Source organism: Microbacterium sp. ARD31 (assembly GCF_031844425.1).
The window spans coordinates 1-14,118 of sequence record NZ_JAUZVE010000037.1 but is presented as its reverse complement, the minus strand read 5'-3'; the positions used below and the strand labels follow the sequence as shown (position 1 = coordinate 14,118).

The following is a 14,118-nucleotide window of genomic DNA, read 5'->3' as shown; positions in this document are numbered from 1 at the left end:
CTCGACGGTGAATACGCCGTCAGAATCAGAGGGTGAGCCTTCCGCGACTGACCCGCCCGCCGCGCTTCGCAGAGTTTGCGGCGGCGGGGGCCGGGGATCGTCCGCTGAACAGCCGGCAGCGCCGCGCTCGATTCCGTGAGATCTTCGCCATCGCGCGCCGACACGGCCTGTTGCCGTTCGGCCGATTGGACTTCAGCCGCGACCCCGCGACGAGCCCGCTGCGCAGCCGACAGGCGAAGGGCCTGCGCTCGGCGCTCGAGACCGCGGGCGGCGGATTCATCAAGGCGGGTCAGCTCCTCTCCACGCGTGACGACCTGCTGCCGCCCGAGTGGGTCGCCGAGCTCTCGCTTCTGCAGAAGAGCGTGGCACCGGCGGACCCGGACGAGGTCGCCGCCCTCTTGGCTGTCGAGTGGGGTCCGCGTCGCGAGCTGCTGAGCGCCTTCGACGACCAACCGGCCGCAGCAGCATCCATCGCCCAGGTGCACCGCGGGCGACTCGCGGACGGGCGCGACGTGGCGGTCAAGATCCAGCAACCGGGGATCGTTCCGCTGCTGGAGTGCGACATCGACATCATGCTGCGCATCGCCAGGTGGCTCACGCTCGGCTCGGCACAGGCCCGGCAGGTGGGGATCGAAGGCGTCGCACGTCAGTACGCCGACGATCTGAGGCGGCAGGCCGACTTCGCGAGTGAGGCCGCCAACCTCGCCGCGCTCTCGGCTTCAGCACGACGAGCCGCCGACGAAGTGCTGATCCCTGACCTCGTTCCCGAACTCAGCACCGCGCGTGTGCTCGTGATGGAGTACGTCGAAGGCCCGACGCTCGCCGACCTGGGCGACGACCTCGACGCCCCCGTCGACGATGCGCTTCGGACGGTGCTGTCGTCCTTCCTCCGTCAGATGGTGATCGACGGCGCGTTCCACGCTGATCTGCACCCCGGCAACATCATCCTGACCGGCGACGGCCGGCCGGCGCTGATCGACTTCGGATCGGTCGGTCGGATCGACAGCGAGCTGCGCGACACCGTGCAGGAACTCGCGATCGGATTCCTCACCGGCGACACCCGTCGGCTCGGCGACGCCGCACTGCGGATCATGCCGATCGACGACCCCGATCAGCAGCGGGCGTTCCGCCGCGACCTGGCGCGGTTCGTCACGCACGAACTGGGTGACGGCTCGCAGGTGACGCTTCAGACCGTCGACCGTGCCTCCGACCTCTTCCTCGCGTACGGCTCCCCGTTGCCGCCTGATCTGCTCGCCGCCGCCCGCGCCTTCGCCATCCTCGAAGGAACCGTGCGCACGAGCGCGCGGCAGTTCGACATCCTCGCGGAATCGCGATCGCTGGCCAACGGGCTGATCATGACCCAGCTCGCGCCGGCGTCCATCGGCCGGATGCTGGGCAACACCGCACTCGGAATGGTGCCGACGCTGCGACGGTTGCCCAATCTGGTCGATCAGATCGTCGGCGACCTGGCGGCGGGCGACCTGAGCGTAAATGTGCGGCTGCTGGCCGATCCGCGCGACCGCCGGATGCTGACGAGCTTGGTGCGTCGAGCCACGACGTCGGCCATCGGGGGGGTGCTCGCCGCGGCATCCCTCGTCCTTCTCGCGCTGCCGCCCATGGACGGCGCGCTCCTGCCCATGCCGGTCGCCGCCGCCGGTCTCGGCGCCGGGGCCGCGGGACTTCTCGGGTGGACCGCGGTGGACGCCGTGCGCGCCCGACGCCGCCGCTGAGCGGGCTCGGGCGCTCGCGCTCGGCGCGGCGAGCGGACTGCTGGTGCTGCTGTTCGGCTGACCCGGCGCCCGCGGTGGCCATTGACGCAAGCCGATCGCCTTGCGATGCTGGCGCCACACGCTCGGTGCTGGGGAGACGAGGTCGGCGATGACACTTTCTGCGCGCGCGTCCCGAGCCGAGGCGGCGATCGAGTCGGTGACGTCGTTCTTCGCCCGGATGCAGGCGCTCACCGATGTTCCGGATGCCGTCGATCTCACGTTCGGGAATCCGCACGAGATGCCGCTGCCCGGCCTCGCCGCGGCGATGAGCGCACAGCTCACTCCCCGTTCGGTCGACTGGTTCGCGTATACGGGCAGCCGGCGCGACGCGCAGGAGACGATCGCCCAGGGCCTGCAGAGCGAGCTCGGTCTGCCGTTCGAGCCCGACGACATCGCCATGACCCAGGGGGCGTTCGGGGCGATCTCGCTCGCCCTGGCCCTGCTCACCGACCCCGGCGATGAGGTGGTCGTACCGGTGCCCGGCTGGTTCTGCTACGAGCCGATGCTGCAGGTGCGCGACCTCACCCCGGTGCGGGCCGCGCTGACTCCGGACTCGTTCGATCTGGACATCGACGCCATCGCCCGGGCCATCACCGACCGGACCCGCGTCGTCGTCGTCAACTCGCCCGCGAATCCCACCGGGCGCGTGTATCCGAAATCCGCATGGGACGCCCTGGCCGACGTGCTCGAGTCGGCCTCCGCCGCGCATGGTCGACGCATCTGGCTGCTGTCGGATGAGCCCTACCGCCGCATCCGCTTCGACGGCATCGGCTTCACCAGCCCGGCGGGATCGTATCCCTGGACGCTCATCGACTACAGCTACGGCAAGGTGCTGCTCGCGCCGGGCCAGCGGCTGGGTTATCTCGCCCTCTCGCCTCTCCTCCCCGCCGACGACAAGGCATCCCTCAGGGCTGCGCTGGTGCCCTTGGGGCTTGCCATCGGCTGGGGCTTCCCCGACGCGATCATGCAGTACGCCGTCCCCGACCTCGAATCGCTCTCGCTCGACATGGAGGAGCTCACCCGCAAGCGCGACCGGGCGTACGGAGCTCTGGCCGATGCCGGCTTCACCATCACACGGCCCGAGGGCACGTTCTATCTGTGGGGCCGGGCCCCCGGTGACGACGCGCGGGCCTTCTGCGATGCGGTCGCTGCCCGCGGCGTCCACATCATGCCCGGAACGCTTTTCGACACCCCGGAGTGCTTCCGGATCTCGCTCACCGCGACCATGCCCATGCTCGATCGCGCGATCCCGGTCCTGATCGACGTCGCTGCAGAGCACGCGGCAGCGGGCTGACGCGCCTCCAGGCACGAGAGGCTCTAGCACAGGCATCCCGTCGGCGCCTCCCCCTGTCGTGCGCCGGCGAGCGCTGTGACAGTGGATGGATGCGCAATCCTCTCCGCACGGTTCTGAACGACGACTCCCTCAGTGTTCTCACTCGGGGGTACGACTTCGGCGCGCACATCTGGCGCCGCACCCAGGCGGGGGCCCGAGCCGTGCCCATGCGGCTCCTCGGCAAAGAGGCCCTGCTGGTTCGCGGTGTGGACGGCGTCGACGTCTTCTACGACAGCGAGCGGATAGCCCGCCACGGTGCGATGCCGGCACTCGTGCAGGAGACGCTCTTCGGGCACGGCTCGGTGCACAGCCTCGACGGTGACGAGCATCGCCATCGCAAGAGCGCCTTCATCGACGTCGCGTACGAGGACGCACAGGTGGCACGACTGACGCCCCTCTTCGAGCGGGAGTGGCAGGTCGAACTCGACGCATGGGTCGAGGGCGGCGAGCGAACCGCCTACGACGCCGCGGTCGGTGCGTTCGGACGTGCGAGCATGCAGTGGGCCGGCCTTCCGGGTACGCCGGACGCGCAGACGCGCTGGGCGGCACGACTCGCGCAGATCGTCGACGGCTTCGGCGCGCCCTACTCCCCCGCGTACCTGCTCGCCCAGCTGAACCGGCGCTGGTCGGATAACCACGCGCAGAAGCTGATCGAGGCCGCGAGGTCCGGGATGCTGCGTGCTGAAGCAGGAACGGCGCTGCACACCTGGTCGCATCACCGGGATCGCGAGGGTCAGCTGCTGCCGGCGCGTCTCGCCGGCATCGAGCTGCAGAACAGCATCCGACCGATGATCGCGGTCGCGCGCTTCGTCGCGTTCGCCGCCAAGGAGCTGCACGACCGGCCGGAGTGGCGTGAACGGATCGCGGCGGAGTCCGCGGAGCGCGGGCTGCTCGCTGACGGGCCGCTTGCGACGGCGTTCGCCCAGGAGATCCGGAGGACGGCCCCCTTCGTCCCGATGCTCCCAGGCACGGCCCTCGTCGACATCGCGCTGGACGGCGAGCGGGTGAGCGCGGGTGGCCGGGTGGTGCTCGACATCCAGGCGACCGACACCGACGACCACGCGTGGGACCGCCCGGAGGAGTTCCGGCCCGAGCGCTTCGAAGGTGTCGAGGACTACGAGGCGCTGGCGGCATTCGTGCCCCATGGCGGTGCGACGGTGGCCCGAGGACATCGCTGCCCTGGCGAGAAGCTCGCGATCGCGGGCCTTGCGACCGCGATCGCGGCCCTGAGCGACCCGCGAGTGACGATCCTCGGCTCGGGACTCGAGGTGAACCGTCGCCGACTGCCCACCATGCCGGCCTCGGGCGGGCAGGTACGGGCCGCGTCGCGGACCCGGTGCCCGATCCACTGAGTCCCGCGCGGTACGCGTCATCGACCTGGACGACGGTATGTCGGAGCTGCGAGCACCGCTGCCCTCCGTGCTTGCCCAGGGCATCCTCGACAGACTGACCCGGATGGGTAGAGAGGTCGCGGATGCCGAGGCGCAGACGATCCGCGATGCCAAAGTGACCGCGCGCGAGGCCGAGCGCGACGCCGATCGGCTGGCCAAGCTGATCGAGGTCGACGGCGCCGACACTGACCTGCCGATGTCGCCGGATGCCGAGCCGGCGTGCCGTGCGCAGGCCGTTTTCCCGGATGCCGGCAGCCCACCGCTCGGAGTGATGTCGACCATACGATCGACCACGCCCTCGGCGGGCCGACCGAGCACACGAACCTGGCGCACCTGCGCCGACGACATCACGTTCTCATGCACCACTCGACGTGGTCCGTGAAGCAGCGGAGCGGCGGAGTTCTGGAGTGGACGAGTCCGACCGGGCGCTGCTACCCCGACCCCTCCGCCGCCGGGGTGCACTTCGCCACCGACGCCGAGTTCGACCCGGCGCCGTTCTGACCCGGTGAGCGCACCCGCGACATGCCCCCCGTTGCGCTGCTGATCGCTAGGACGTGAGGCTGAGCGGCACTCGCCTAGGCCGCAGGCCCGCCGTCGATGTCTGCGCGCCGTGCTTCGAGCCAGGCGCAAAGTCGACTCGCGCGCGCTCCGGTGGTTGGCAAGGCAGCGGTGTTGCAGTTGGCGGACGCGCATCGGGTATTCGAGCGTGCGGGTCATGCGCGCGACCGGCGCGCGGCAGTCGCGGCCGATGGCCCCGACGCATAACCGCGCGCGCAAAGCGACCGGCTTGCGGGCGCGCCGGTCCTTCACTATTGGCAGCTTTTCATGGCCGCCGACACACGGCTTCTAGTTCGAGCCGACACCCAAGGTGCACGCGTCGACGTCAATCTTCTCCGCCTGCACTTGGGCCCAGACAGTCTCGACGTCTTTGCCCGGCTGCACGCCGCCTTCGGTGAGGCATTCCCGGAGCTTGACGTAGGTCGGGGAGTCGTAGGAGTTCGCCACCTGCCATTGGAAGTCGACGCCGGCGAAATCCGGGTAGCACTTGTCGTAGGCAGACTGACCGTCTGCCAGATAGGAGAACTCGTGAACGGCGCCTACAGTGCGTTCACCGGCGAGGGGGACACCAGCATCCTTCATGCAGTCCCTGAACTCCGCATATGCCGCGTCGTACACCCGCTGGGTGACAGGTTCCGCGGGCGTGTCGGCCTCGGGGTTCGTGACTGCACCACCGAGGGCAGCGACACTGCCCGCCGCGACGAGGCCGGCAACGCCGAGTGCGGATGCGAGTACGACCAATCGCTTCTTCATGTTCGCTCCCTAGGAGTTCGTCAAGCCGACCTGGACGCCGCTAGTGGTGAATGCCTTGTGATAGCCGTTCCAAGTACCGCTCTGGGCCTTTGACACGGTCCCGTATGCGATGGACTGCGAAGTGTTGTACCAAGGGCCGCCCGGATACGCCTGATACCGGAGGATAATTGCCGCGTTCGGTCCACAGCCGCTGTCTGCGTAGCTGTTTCCCCCGGCATTGCTGAACGTGATCTGGTAGGACCTGCCTGACAGGATCCCCCCATTGCCGCAGGGCACGACGGGACTCCACCCGAGGGCCGTGGCCGCCTGTGCGCCGGTCAACAGGCTCACCAATACCAGGGCGGTGACCGCAACGGCGCGGGAGAAGCGGCGTCGTGCGCGAGATTTCGTCAACTCGAACCCCTTCGTTCGTAACGGGTTACTAGCCTCGCCGCTTGATCGCGAACGTATCAGCGCTAGAGCCCCCCCTTGACCGTAAAGGTACTAGGAGTCCCACGCCGACGTCTGTCCGCCGAAAGGGGACACTGGAGGTCATAGGGACTGCTGACTGAGCAGGTGACATCCGACCTGTCTTGAGCGAGGCGGTCCGCTCAACGGGCGATGCCCGGATACGGATCAAGGTCGGTCGGTCCAAGGAGCGGACGCGAGATGGCGAGCAGCGCACCGGCGCCGACCGTAGTGTGAGCGGAGTCCGCTGAGGACGTGCAGCGCGCGTGAGGAGAACGACGAGATGAGGCCACTTCGGTACGCGATCAATGTCACGCTCGACGGTTGCGTCCATCATGATGCCGGACTGCCCCCCGATGAGGAGTCGATGCGCTTCTGGACCGATGAGATGGGTCGTGCCGATGCACTACTTTTCGGCCGGACCACGTACGAGATGATGGAGTCCGCCTGGCGGCAACCGGCCACAGGAACGTGGCCCGACTGGATGCGGGATTGGGAGATCCCGTTCGCCGAGACCATCAACCGAGCGAGGAAGTATGTGGTGTCGAGCAGGCTCGCCACGGTCGATTGGAACGCCGAACTGGTGCGAGATGACCTGAGGTCAGCGGTGCGCCGGCTCAAGCAGGAACCAGGCGAGGGCCTGTTCGTGGGCGGCGTGACGCTCCCACAGGCGTTGGCAGATCTGGGACTGATCGACGAGTACGTGTTCGTCGTGCAGCCGATCGTCGCGGGGCACGGGCCGACACTGCTCGCCGGGCTGCGCGAGCGCATGCAGCTAGAGCTCGTTGATCGCCATGAGTTCCAGTCGGGAGTAACCGCACTGCGCTACCGGCCCAGAGCCCCAGCGTAACTTCGCGACGCGTCGCTAGCGTGTGGCGGTCAACCAGCACCACGCCATCGACGGCATCCCGACTCAGCATCGCTCGAGAGCGTGCCCTGGCCAGCCCGCACAGGAGCGTCAATCGCACTACTCCTGGCCTGTCCGCCTCGTTCCTGCTTCGTGCACCGCCCGCTAGGGATCAGTCGTCGCGCACCACCCCGTCTCACGTGCAAGCGGATCGCACCGGAACGCGTTGGCTACTTTGTCGTTGGTGGCGTCACCCTTACGCGCACGCCGCCGCCCGGCCGCGGCCCGACCTCGAACAGTCCGATCTCGCGCACCAGGTCGGACAGCTTCGCGTAGCCCCAGTTGCGGGAGTCGAAGTCCGGTCGTTGCTTTCGCACGAGTGAACCCACGGCAGCCAGGTCGGCCCATCCGTCGTCTGAGGAGGCGCCGCCGATCGCCGCCCGCAGAGCACTGACCAGTTGACCATCGGAGCGCAGCTTGGCCGACGAAATGCGCGTCTTGATGGCGGGCGCGTCGACGCTACCCGTTGACGGCTCGACGAGGACATCGAGGTAGGTGAACCGATCACATGCGTTACGGAACGCTTCGGGGGTCTTTCGCTCGCCGAACCCGTAGACGGTGACGCCGTCCTCGCGGATGCGGGACGCCAGACGCGTGAAGTCGCTGTCGCTCGAGACGATGCAGAAGGCCTGGAATCGGCCGGTGTACAGCAGATCCATCGCGTCGATGATGAGAGCGCTGTCGGTGGCGTTCTTGCCGGCGGTGTTCGCGAACTGCTGCATGGGTTGAACGACGTGCTCGCTCGCCGCGGCCTTCCAGCTGCTCAGCTGTGGCTTCGTCCAGTCGCCGTACACGCGTTTGACGGACGCCGTCCCGTACTGGGCGATCTCGGTCAGGACGGCACCGATCCGTGCGGGAGAGACGTTATCTGCGTCGATGAGCACGGCGACGAGGTCGTTTTGCTGAGCCACGGAAACAGCATGGCAGGGGTCGGATCGCGCGTGCGAAGCCCCTACGTTGGGCGGCGCTAGTCTGGCGTCGACAATGTGCCGTTTCTTGGGGAGGACGACGTTGACCGGACGAGGGCGGCGAATTCGCGTTCCGGGTGTCCCAGCTGACTTTCGCGTACCGCGCGGCTGGCCGACGCCCACTGACAAATGGGTTCGAGCCAATGCGTTCTGGCAGCCCCCGGCAGGATGGTCGCCACCGCAGACATCGATTCCGGCACCCGATGGATGGGAATTCTGGTCCCCGAACAAGCTCTGGTGGCAGACCACCGGCGCGCACTACCGATCGCTAGCGATCTGGGGGCGGCTGTCCAACTGGCTCGCTGCCCTGTTCATCGTCACGTATGTCGCGAGCGTGTTCACCGGGCCCTCCCCCACGCTCCGCCTGGTCGCATACTCGGCCGCGCTGGCATCGTTCGCCTTGCTGATCGTCCACGAGGCCCTGAAGGCACGGCTGTCCAAGCGACTGCTCGCGCAGTTCGCGGTCGTCGCCCAGCGCGGCCGGCAAGAGCGCCTCACCCGCGAATACCAGCGCTATCTGACGGCAATGGCATGACGCTCGACGAAGCACGCACGCACCTCGGAGTCACCGCAGTCGCTACCGTGGACGAGATCCGCGACGCGTTCCGCCGACGCGCGCGTGCGCTCCACCCCGACCTCCATCCGGACGCGAATGCGGAGGACCGCGCCCGGCTCGGCCGCGAGTTCAACAGTGCGCGGGAGGCCCGCGACATCCTCGTGAGCTACACCAGCGACCCGCTCCGCAGACCCCATCCGGCCCACCAACCACTCGGCCGGCCAGAGCACGCGTCCCGGCCGCATGCGCCCCGGGCAGAACCCTCTCGACAGTCAGCCCCGTCGGCGCCACCACCTCGGGTGACGATGCGATTCGACGAGTTCGTGGCCTGGACCGACACGGCCGGGTTCGGCGCCGGCACCCGCTCACCCCGCTACATCGACTGGACACGAATCATCGTGTGGTCGAGCCTCGGGCTGCTCGTCGGCGGACTCGTCGCCGCAGGCATCATCTACGCGAACCTGATCTAGACAATCAGTCGGCCGCGTCGCCCTCGCGCTGAGGAACGGCATCGTGCAGGCGAACCCCCGCGTCCGCGCCCTCGGCTAGCCATGTGCAAGGGCAAAGGTCCGGATGACCACCTGTTCGAAAGACGACCTCGCCGACATCGCGCGGCTCCGGACGAGCTGACGCCGAGCTGACGCGGCGTTTCGTCTCGCTTCGCTTGCTCAAGGACCGGGGCTGTTGCCCAGTGGAGCAAACGAAAAGGGCCCGAGATTCGCGTGATTCCGCGGTTCTCGGGCCCTTCTCTGTGACAGCGGTTTGTGGAGATGGGGGGAATCGAATGAGGCGAAAGGCATATGAACAACCCTCATTCACCCGCAAAAACCGCGGAATTCCGGAGCGCTCAGGCGCATGCGCCGACACGAATATGCATTGAAATTCGCGGCTCTTCTCAGCAAGTGCGGGCGAAATGTGGGCCGCTCGACCGATGTGTGATTCAACGTCGATAGCGCGACTGGAAGTCGCAATCCCACGGTACCGAGAACCGCGCATCGCGGCACCAGACAACGCGCTGTGGCCAGTGTAGGTGACGGCCTACGCACCGGCCGGAAATGTAGTCCGATCGCAGGTCCTGCCGGGTCTGCGTCGCCCAACTGATGCGGCGACGTCAGCTTCTGCTGCTCCGTCTGCATCCGGTTGTAGGTCTCGCGCGAGATGAGACCCGTTGCGCGCCCCTCCTGTTCCATTTTCGCCATCATGCGTGTTGCTGTGCTGACGCTCACATCGAGTTGGTCAGCAACGACTTGAGCGCAGCGAGATTCGCGGTGGGCGCGATCTAGTGGAGGACGACGTCGCAAAGCGGATGCCCGCAGTCCCAACGCAATCAGCGCGACAGTCCGCCGAGCGAGGCAGAAGAGCCCGGGACGTTCCACGGCCCGGACGCCTCCAGCGCCCGCTCGCGCGCCGCTCGCCGCAGCTCAGCCTCCGCCGCGCGCATCGCGTCCTGGATCGTCAGCTCGGTCGTTCCGCGCATCATCGTAGCGCCGATGTTGCTTAGCGCATCCTCGTCGGTCCGAGCGATCGTGACGGCGATGTTCTGGTGCCGCCCACGCGTCAGGCCTACATACAGGCCGGCCGCGTCGACATCAGGCCCAACCACCGCGGCATCCGTCGTCTCACCTTGAATGCCGTGCACCGTCGACGCGTACGCAAGTTGCAGATGGTCGAGCGCGTAGTCGCGGCTCACGCGGCGAATCTCACCACTGTCACTGACCGAGGCGAGGTCAATGCTCCCATCCGATATGTTGCGCACCATCCATTGCGCACGGTTCTCGACACCGGTGCGCGGATCGTTGCGGCGGGTCTGCACGGTGTCACCGACCAGGATGCACTGCTCCCCCATCCCCAGCGCGAGCGTCGTGGGGTCCAGCTCACCTTCATCGACGCGTCGTTGCTGGATGGCGTCGTTGATCGCATCCGCCTCTCCGTTTGAACCGGAAACCAGCGCCACTCGCTTGCCTCGCGCGTGCCAATCGAAGTAAGCCGCAACCATCGCCTCGCGCGCTTCGTCCGTGCTGGCCACACGTTGCACGTGCCCGCGTCGAAGCAACTCCCCCGCAACGCTGAGGGCCTCGTCGCGGTCGCGGGGGTTGCGCAGGCGCAGCGTGAGCGCCGCGTATTCGGGATCGCTGAACCGGTGGACGGTGTCGAGTTCGACGGATGCTGTCGCGTAGCGCACTGCGGTTGCCATCGCTCCTGCATGCCCGGCCGGGAGCGCTTGATGAGGATCTCCTACCATCGCCACGCCGACGCCGTGCGCTAGGGCGAGATCGACAAGCGCGGCCGCGGTCTGGAGGTCGACCATGCCGGCCTCATCCACGACGATCCGATCGCCCTGCCGGAGGACGAACTTCGCAGGCCCGTCATACACGATCCCTGTCGCTGGATCCGCGTCGCCGCGCGACAGCCGAGTCCATACTTGGGCTCCGGCGGGATCGGCGTGCCAGCGGTATCCGTGGTCGGCGAGCAGAGCGTGCAGGCTCGAGGCTGCGGCGCCGACCTCGCGCGAGGCGACCGATGCCGCTTTCCGGGTCGGCGCGACCACCAGCATCCGTCGCCGTTGTCCGATCAGTCCAGCGTGCGCGACGCGCAGCATGGTGGTCTTGCCCGCGCCGGCCGGCCCGGTGACCGCCACGAGCCCACCCGTCCCCGCGATCGCACCCGCCGCTGCGAACTGCGAGGCATCCAAGTTTTCGATGTCTTCCGCGGATGCAGCGGCACGACGTAGCTCGGCCGGCAGGAGTGAGCGGCCGGGTGAGGCGAGAGCATCGAGGCGCCCCGCGAGACGGATCTTCAGGCGCATCGTGTCCGTCGCCATGAACGCCTTCACGTGGCCGGGAATGCCCGCGTCCCCCACGAGTCGCACGGACTTGCGATGCGCTCGGTCGGTGATCTCATCGATCGTGGTGGTCATCGCGTCGCGCGGCGCGATCACTCCGCTGTGGGATAGGGCGCGGATGGCGCCGGCGCGGAGATCGAAAGAGTTGAACCGGCCGCCGGAACGGGTGGACCGCGCGTCGGCATCAACGACCGCAGCATTCGACAGCAGATCCAGGTCCAGCGCGTCGAGGGGCGTTGCGGTAGTCGAGATCGGAGCCCGATAACGGGTGAGTGCGGGATCGATACCCGCCAGCTCGTGGCGGACGGTCAATTCCCAGGACTGCTCGTCCAGGTGGGCCGGCTTGTTCGGGCGCGACATCGCCCATGCGCGACGGTCGATCTGCGTCAGGACCCGGACGCTGGGGCTCGCCCCATTGTGCTCGGCCGTCCACTCCGCTACCAACCTCGCTCGGTTCCGCTCGATCTGCGCCGACCGACGCGAGAAGGACCGCACCGCGCCCGCGAGCTGCGCCACCTCCCCGTCCCCGTCGAGAGTGAACCCGTAGCGTGCGAGGGCGGCCATCCATCGGGGGTCGGTGCGGGCAGCGAGATCGCCTTCGGCGTTGATCACCGTATGCAGCTTCATCGCGACACGCGAGTCGACGTTCGACCACTTGCCGTCCTCACCCAGCACCTTGACGTTCAACCACATGTGACGGTGAGCGTGCGGGTCGAGCGCCCGGGAACGACGATGCTGCAGCTCGACGACCTCGATCCGGGTGATGTCCTCTCGGATGAGTCCGCCGTGCCCACGTCGCGCGTTCAGCTCACGCTGCCAGGTGAGCAGGATCTGATCCCGCTGCCGGTCCTGCAGCGCCTCGAACTCGGCCGCGAGTTCTGGATGCAGCAACGCGGCGATGCTGTACGACTTGGGGTGATTGAGCGTGCCGTCGAGCAAGAGGTCAGCGTCGGCGCTCAGCCGTTGCCGGCCGCGCTCCTCGCCGCTGACGGGGTCGTGGCCGGTCAGCCAGACGCGAAGCCCGCTGGCGGTGAGCTCGTCGGCTGAGATGCGGCCCTGGTCGACGATGAATCGCGCGACGGTCGAGTCAGATGCCAGACCGTACGCTTCGAGCGCATCAGCACCGGACAAGTGCGGGAGGTGAGCATCACAGGTGCCCTCAAGCGCGTAGGCGATCGCGTGTCGAACCCCGCGGGACTCGACACCCCTTTTCCACCGCTCAAGGCCTCCTCGCATGCCGTCAGCGTACGGCCGGTTTTGCGCGTTATCCAGGACTTTTTACGGTTTGCTTGCGAGTGCAGGGAGATGCACGTTTAGGTTGCCGATGAGGTAACCACCAGGTCGGGTGCCTGCGTGCATCGCTGTCGCTCTTTCCCTACTTCGCTCGCTCTTGTTCCGCCGTGTCGCTGTCGCGCGCCGTAGTGCGTTGCGTTGTCGCAAGCGTCTCTTCGCGCCGATTGCCGTCCTTCAATGCCGATTGCCGTCCTTCAATTTCGAGCGCCGTGCTTGCCTCGTAAAGCGCACCTGACCGCGACTACTAGTGCAGACGGGTCTTGCGGACATTGACCACTCTGGCGCCGCCGAACGCTACCTACGGCTGGGAGATTGCTTCAACAGGTGTGAACAACGACGTCCGCGAAGCCCTGCACCGAAGCCAGCTCATCGACCTGACGACGACCGGTCGCCGTAGCGGGCTACCGCGCCGCATCGAGATCTTCCTACACGATGAGGATGGCGTGCTGTTCATCACCGGGATGCCGCGTCGAGACCGCACACGGGACTGGATACACAACATCACCGCAGACCCAAACGTCATTGTGCATTTGAAGAAGGGCATCGAAGCCGACGTCCCAGCCGCGGCGCGTATAATCCCCGATCCCCACGAAGCACGGCCGCTCATCGAGGCTGCGGCGCGCCGATGGCGCAGAGACGATGTCGACGACATGATCGCGCACAGCCCGCTCATCGTGCTGACTGCGGCTACCGCGCCCGACGCCTGACGGCATCCCGAGTCACTGTCCGCCGTGCCCGCGCGAAGGAAGACAGCCTCCCTGAGCCCGAAGAGCAGCCGGAAGGCAAACGCCAGAGTGATAGCGAACGTTGGCGGGATGGGGGCGATCGCCACGACAACGATCCAAGAGGCACCGACTCTCGCAACCACCTTGTCGAACGTCCGCGTCGGTCGTCAGACTGGCGGCATCACGCGAGGACTGCGTAATGGCCGACGACAGCATTCCGACCGGATCGCGCGTGATCAAGCCGCACACTCTCGAGACCTGAGCTCTGGGCCGTCAAGAACAACGAACGCTGAGCGACCCGATTGCGGACGGGCGACACAGGCGGTGAGGGGATCACTGTGCCGCGTGGGGGTGACCGTAGCGGTGGGGGTCGGCGTCGAATGCGGCGGCGCAGCCGTGTGAGCAGAAGTAGAAGGTGGTTCCTTCGTGCTCGCGGGTGGTGACGGCTATCTGGGGATCGATCTGCATGCCGCAGACCGGGTCGGTCACCAGTGCTGCGCTATGGGTGGCGTTTTCTGACATGGGCGTTCTCCTTTGTTGAGGTCACGGCCGTGCTGGCCACGAGCTTGGGCTAGG

Annotated in this window: 13 protein-coding genes; 9 read left to right on the top strand and 4 right to left on the bottom strand. The window is 67.4% G+C overall.

The features are described from left to right. The first annotated feature begins 32 nt into the window (after window positions 1–32). From Q9S36_RS39555 to Q9S36_RS39535, 5 genes are all read left to right on the top strand, one after another. On the top strand, window positions 33–1,730 hold the full coding sequence (locus Q9S36_RS39555) for an AarF/UbiB family protein (RefSeq protein WP_311290237.1): 1,698 nt from the start codon (window positions 33–35) through the stop codon (window positions 1,728–1,730). Window positions 1,731–1,878: 148 nt separating this feature from the next. Next, a complete protein-coding gene (locus Q9S36_RS39550) occupies window positions 1,879–3,063 on the top strand; it encodes an aminotransferase class I/II-fold pyridoxal phosphate-dependent enzyme (RefSeq protein WP_311290236.1) in 1,185 nt (394 codons plus the stop codon). An 89-nt stretch (window positions 3,064–3,152) separates the two neighbouring features. Continuing rightward, complete coding sequence (locus Q9S36_RS39545) at window positions 3,153–4,454, top strand: cytochrome P450 (protein WP_311290235.1); 1,302 nt, start codon at window positions 3,153–3,155, stop codon at window positions 4,452–4,454. A 37-nt stretch (window positions 4,455–4,491) separates the two neighbouring features. Continuing rightward, the gene (locus Q9S36_RS39540; RefSeq protein ID WP_311290234.1) at window positions 4,492–4,875 is read left to right on the top strand and encodes a hypothetical protein; all 384 of its coding nucleotides are present in this window, start codon (window positions 4,492–4,494) and stop codon (window positions 4,873–4,875) included. Then, entirely contained in the window at window positions 4,872–4,994 is a 123-nt protein-coding gene (locus tag Q9S36_RS39535; protein ID WP_311290233.1) for a hypothetical protein, read from the top strand. Before Q9S36_RS39540 ends, Q9S36_RS39535 begins: the two co-directional genes overlap by 4 nt. A gap of 345 nt (window positions 4,995–5,339) precedes the next feature. On the opposite strand, the gene Q9S36_RS39530 is transcribed toward Q9S36_RS39535, so the two are convergent. Next, window positions 5,340–5,804 (bottom strand): hypothetical protein, encoded by a 465-nt coding sequence (locus Q9S36_RS39530; RefSeq protein WP_311290232.1) that lies wholly within the window; start codon window positions 5,802–5,804, stop codon window positions 5,340–5,342. Window positions 5,805–6,534: 730 nt separating this feature from the next. Here Q9S36_RS39530 and Q9S36_RS39525 point away from each other — a divergent pair. Continuing rightward, the gene (locus Q9S36_RS39525; RefSeq protein ID WP_311290231.1) at window positions 6,535–7,101 is read left to right on the top strand and encodes a dihydrofolate reductase family protein; all 567 of its coding nucleotides are present in this window, start codon (window positions 6,535–6,537) and stop codon (window positions 7,099–7,101) included. 227 nt (window positions 7,102–7,328) lie between these two features. Here Q9S36_RS39525 and Q9S36_RS39520 read toward each other — a convergent pair whose 3' ends face one another. Beyond that, on the bottom strand, window positions 7,329–8,069 hold the full coding sequence (locus tag Q9S36_RS39520; RefSeq protein ID WP_311290230.1) for an NYN domain-containing protein: 741 nt from the start codon (window positions 8,067–8,069) through the stop codon (window positions 7,329–7,331). A 100-nt stretch (window positions 8,070–8,169) separates the two neighbouring features. Between Q9S36_RS39520 and Q9S36_RS39515 the strand changes: the two genes are divergently transcribed. Further along, complete coding sequence (locus tag Q9S36_RS39515) at window positions 8,170–8,661, top strand: hypothetical protein (protein ID WP_311290229.1); 492 nt, start codon at window positions 8,170–8,172, stop codon at window positions 8,659–8,661. After that, window positions 8,658–9,152 carry a DnaJ domain-containing protein gene (locus Q9S36_RS39510; protein WP_311290228.1) on the top strand — a complete coding sequence of 165 codons (495 nt, stop codon included), beginning with the start codon at window positions 8,658–8,660 and terminating at the stop codon, window positions 9,150–9,152. The genes Q9S36_RS39515 and Q9S36_RS39510 overlap by 4 nt, the downstream gene beginning before the upstream one ends. An 857-nt stretch (window positions 9,153–10,009) precedes the next feature. Here Q9S36_RS39510 and Q9S36_RS39505 read toward each other — a convergent pair. Continuing rightward, window positions 10,010–12,655, bottom strand: a complete 2,646-nt coding sequence (locus tag Q9S36_RS39505; protein ID WP_311290227.1) for an AAA family ATPase — start codon at window positions 12,653–12,655, stop codon at window positions 10,010–10,012. Between the two features lie 488 nt (window positions 12,656–13,143). On the opposite strand from Q9S36_RS39505, the gene Q9S36_RS39500 reads away from it, so the two are divergent. Next, on the top strand, window positions 13,144–13,524 hold the full coding sequence (locus Q9S36_RS39500) for a nitroreductase family deazaflavin-dependent oxidoreductase (RefSeq protein ID WP_311290226.1): 381 nt from the start codon (window positions 13,144–13,146) through the stop codon (window positions 13,522–13,524). A gap of 351 nt (window positions 13,525–13,875) precedes the next feature. Here Q9S36_RS39500 and Q9S36_RS39495 read toward each other — a convergent pair whose 3' ends face one another. Next, complete coding sequence (locus Q9S36_RS39495; RefSeq protein ID WP_194398101.1) at window positions 13,876–14,064, bottom strand: YHS domain-containing protein; 189 nt, start codon at window positions 14,062–14,064, stop codon at window positions 13,876–13,878. Window positions 14,065–14,118: the final 54 nt, after the last annotated feature.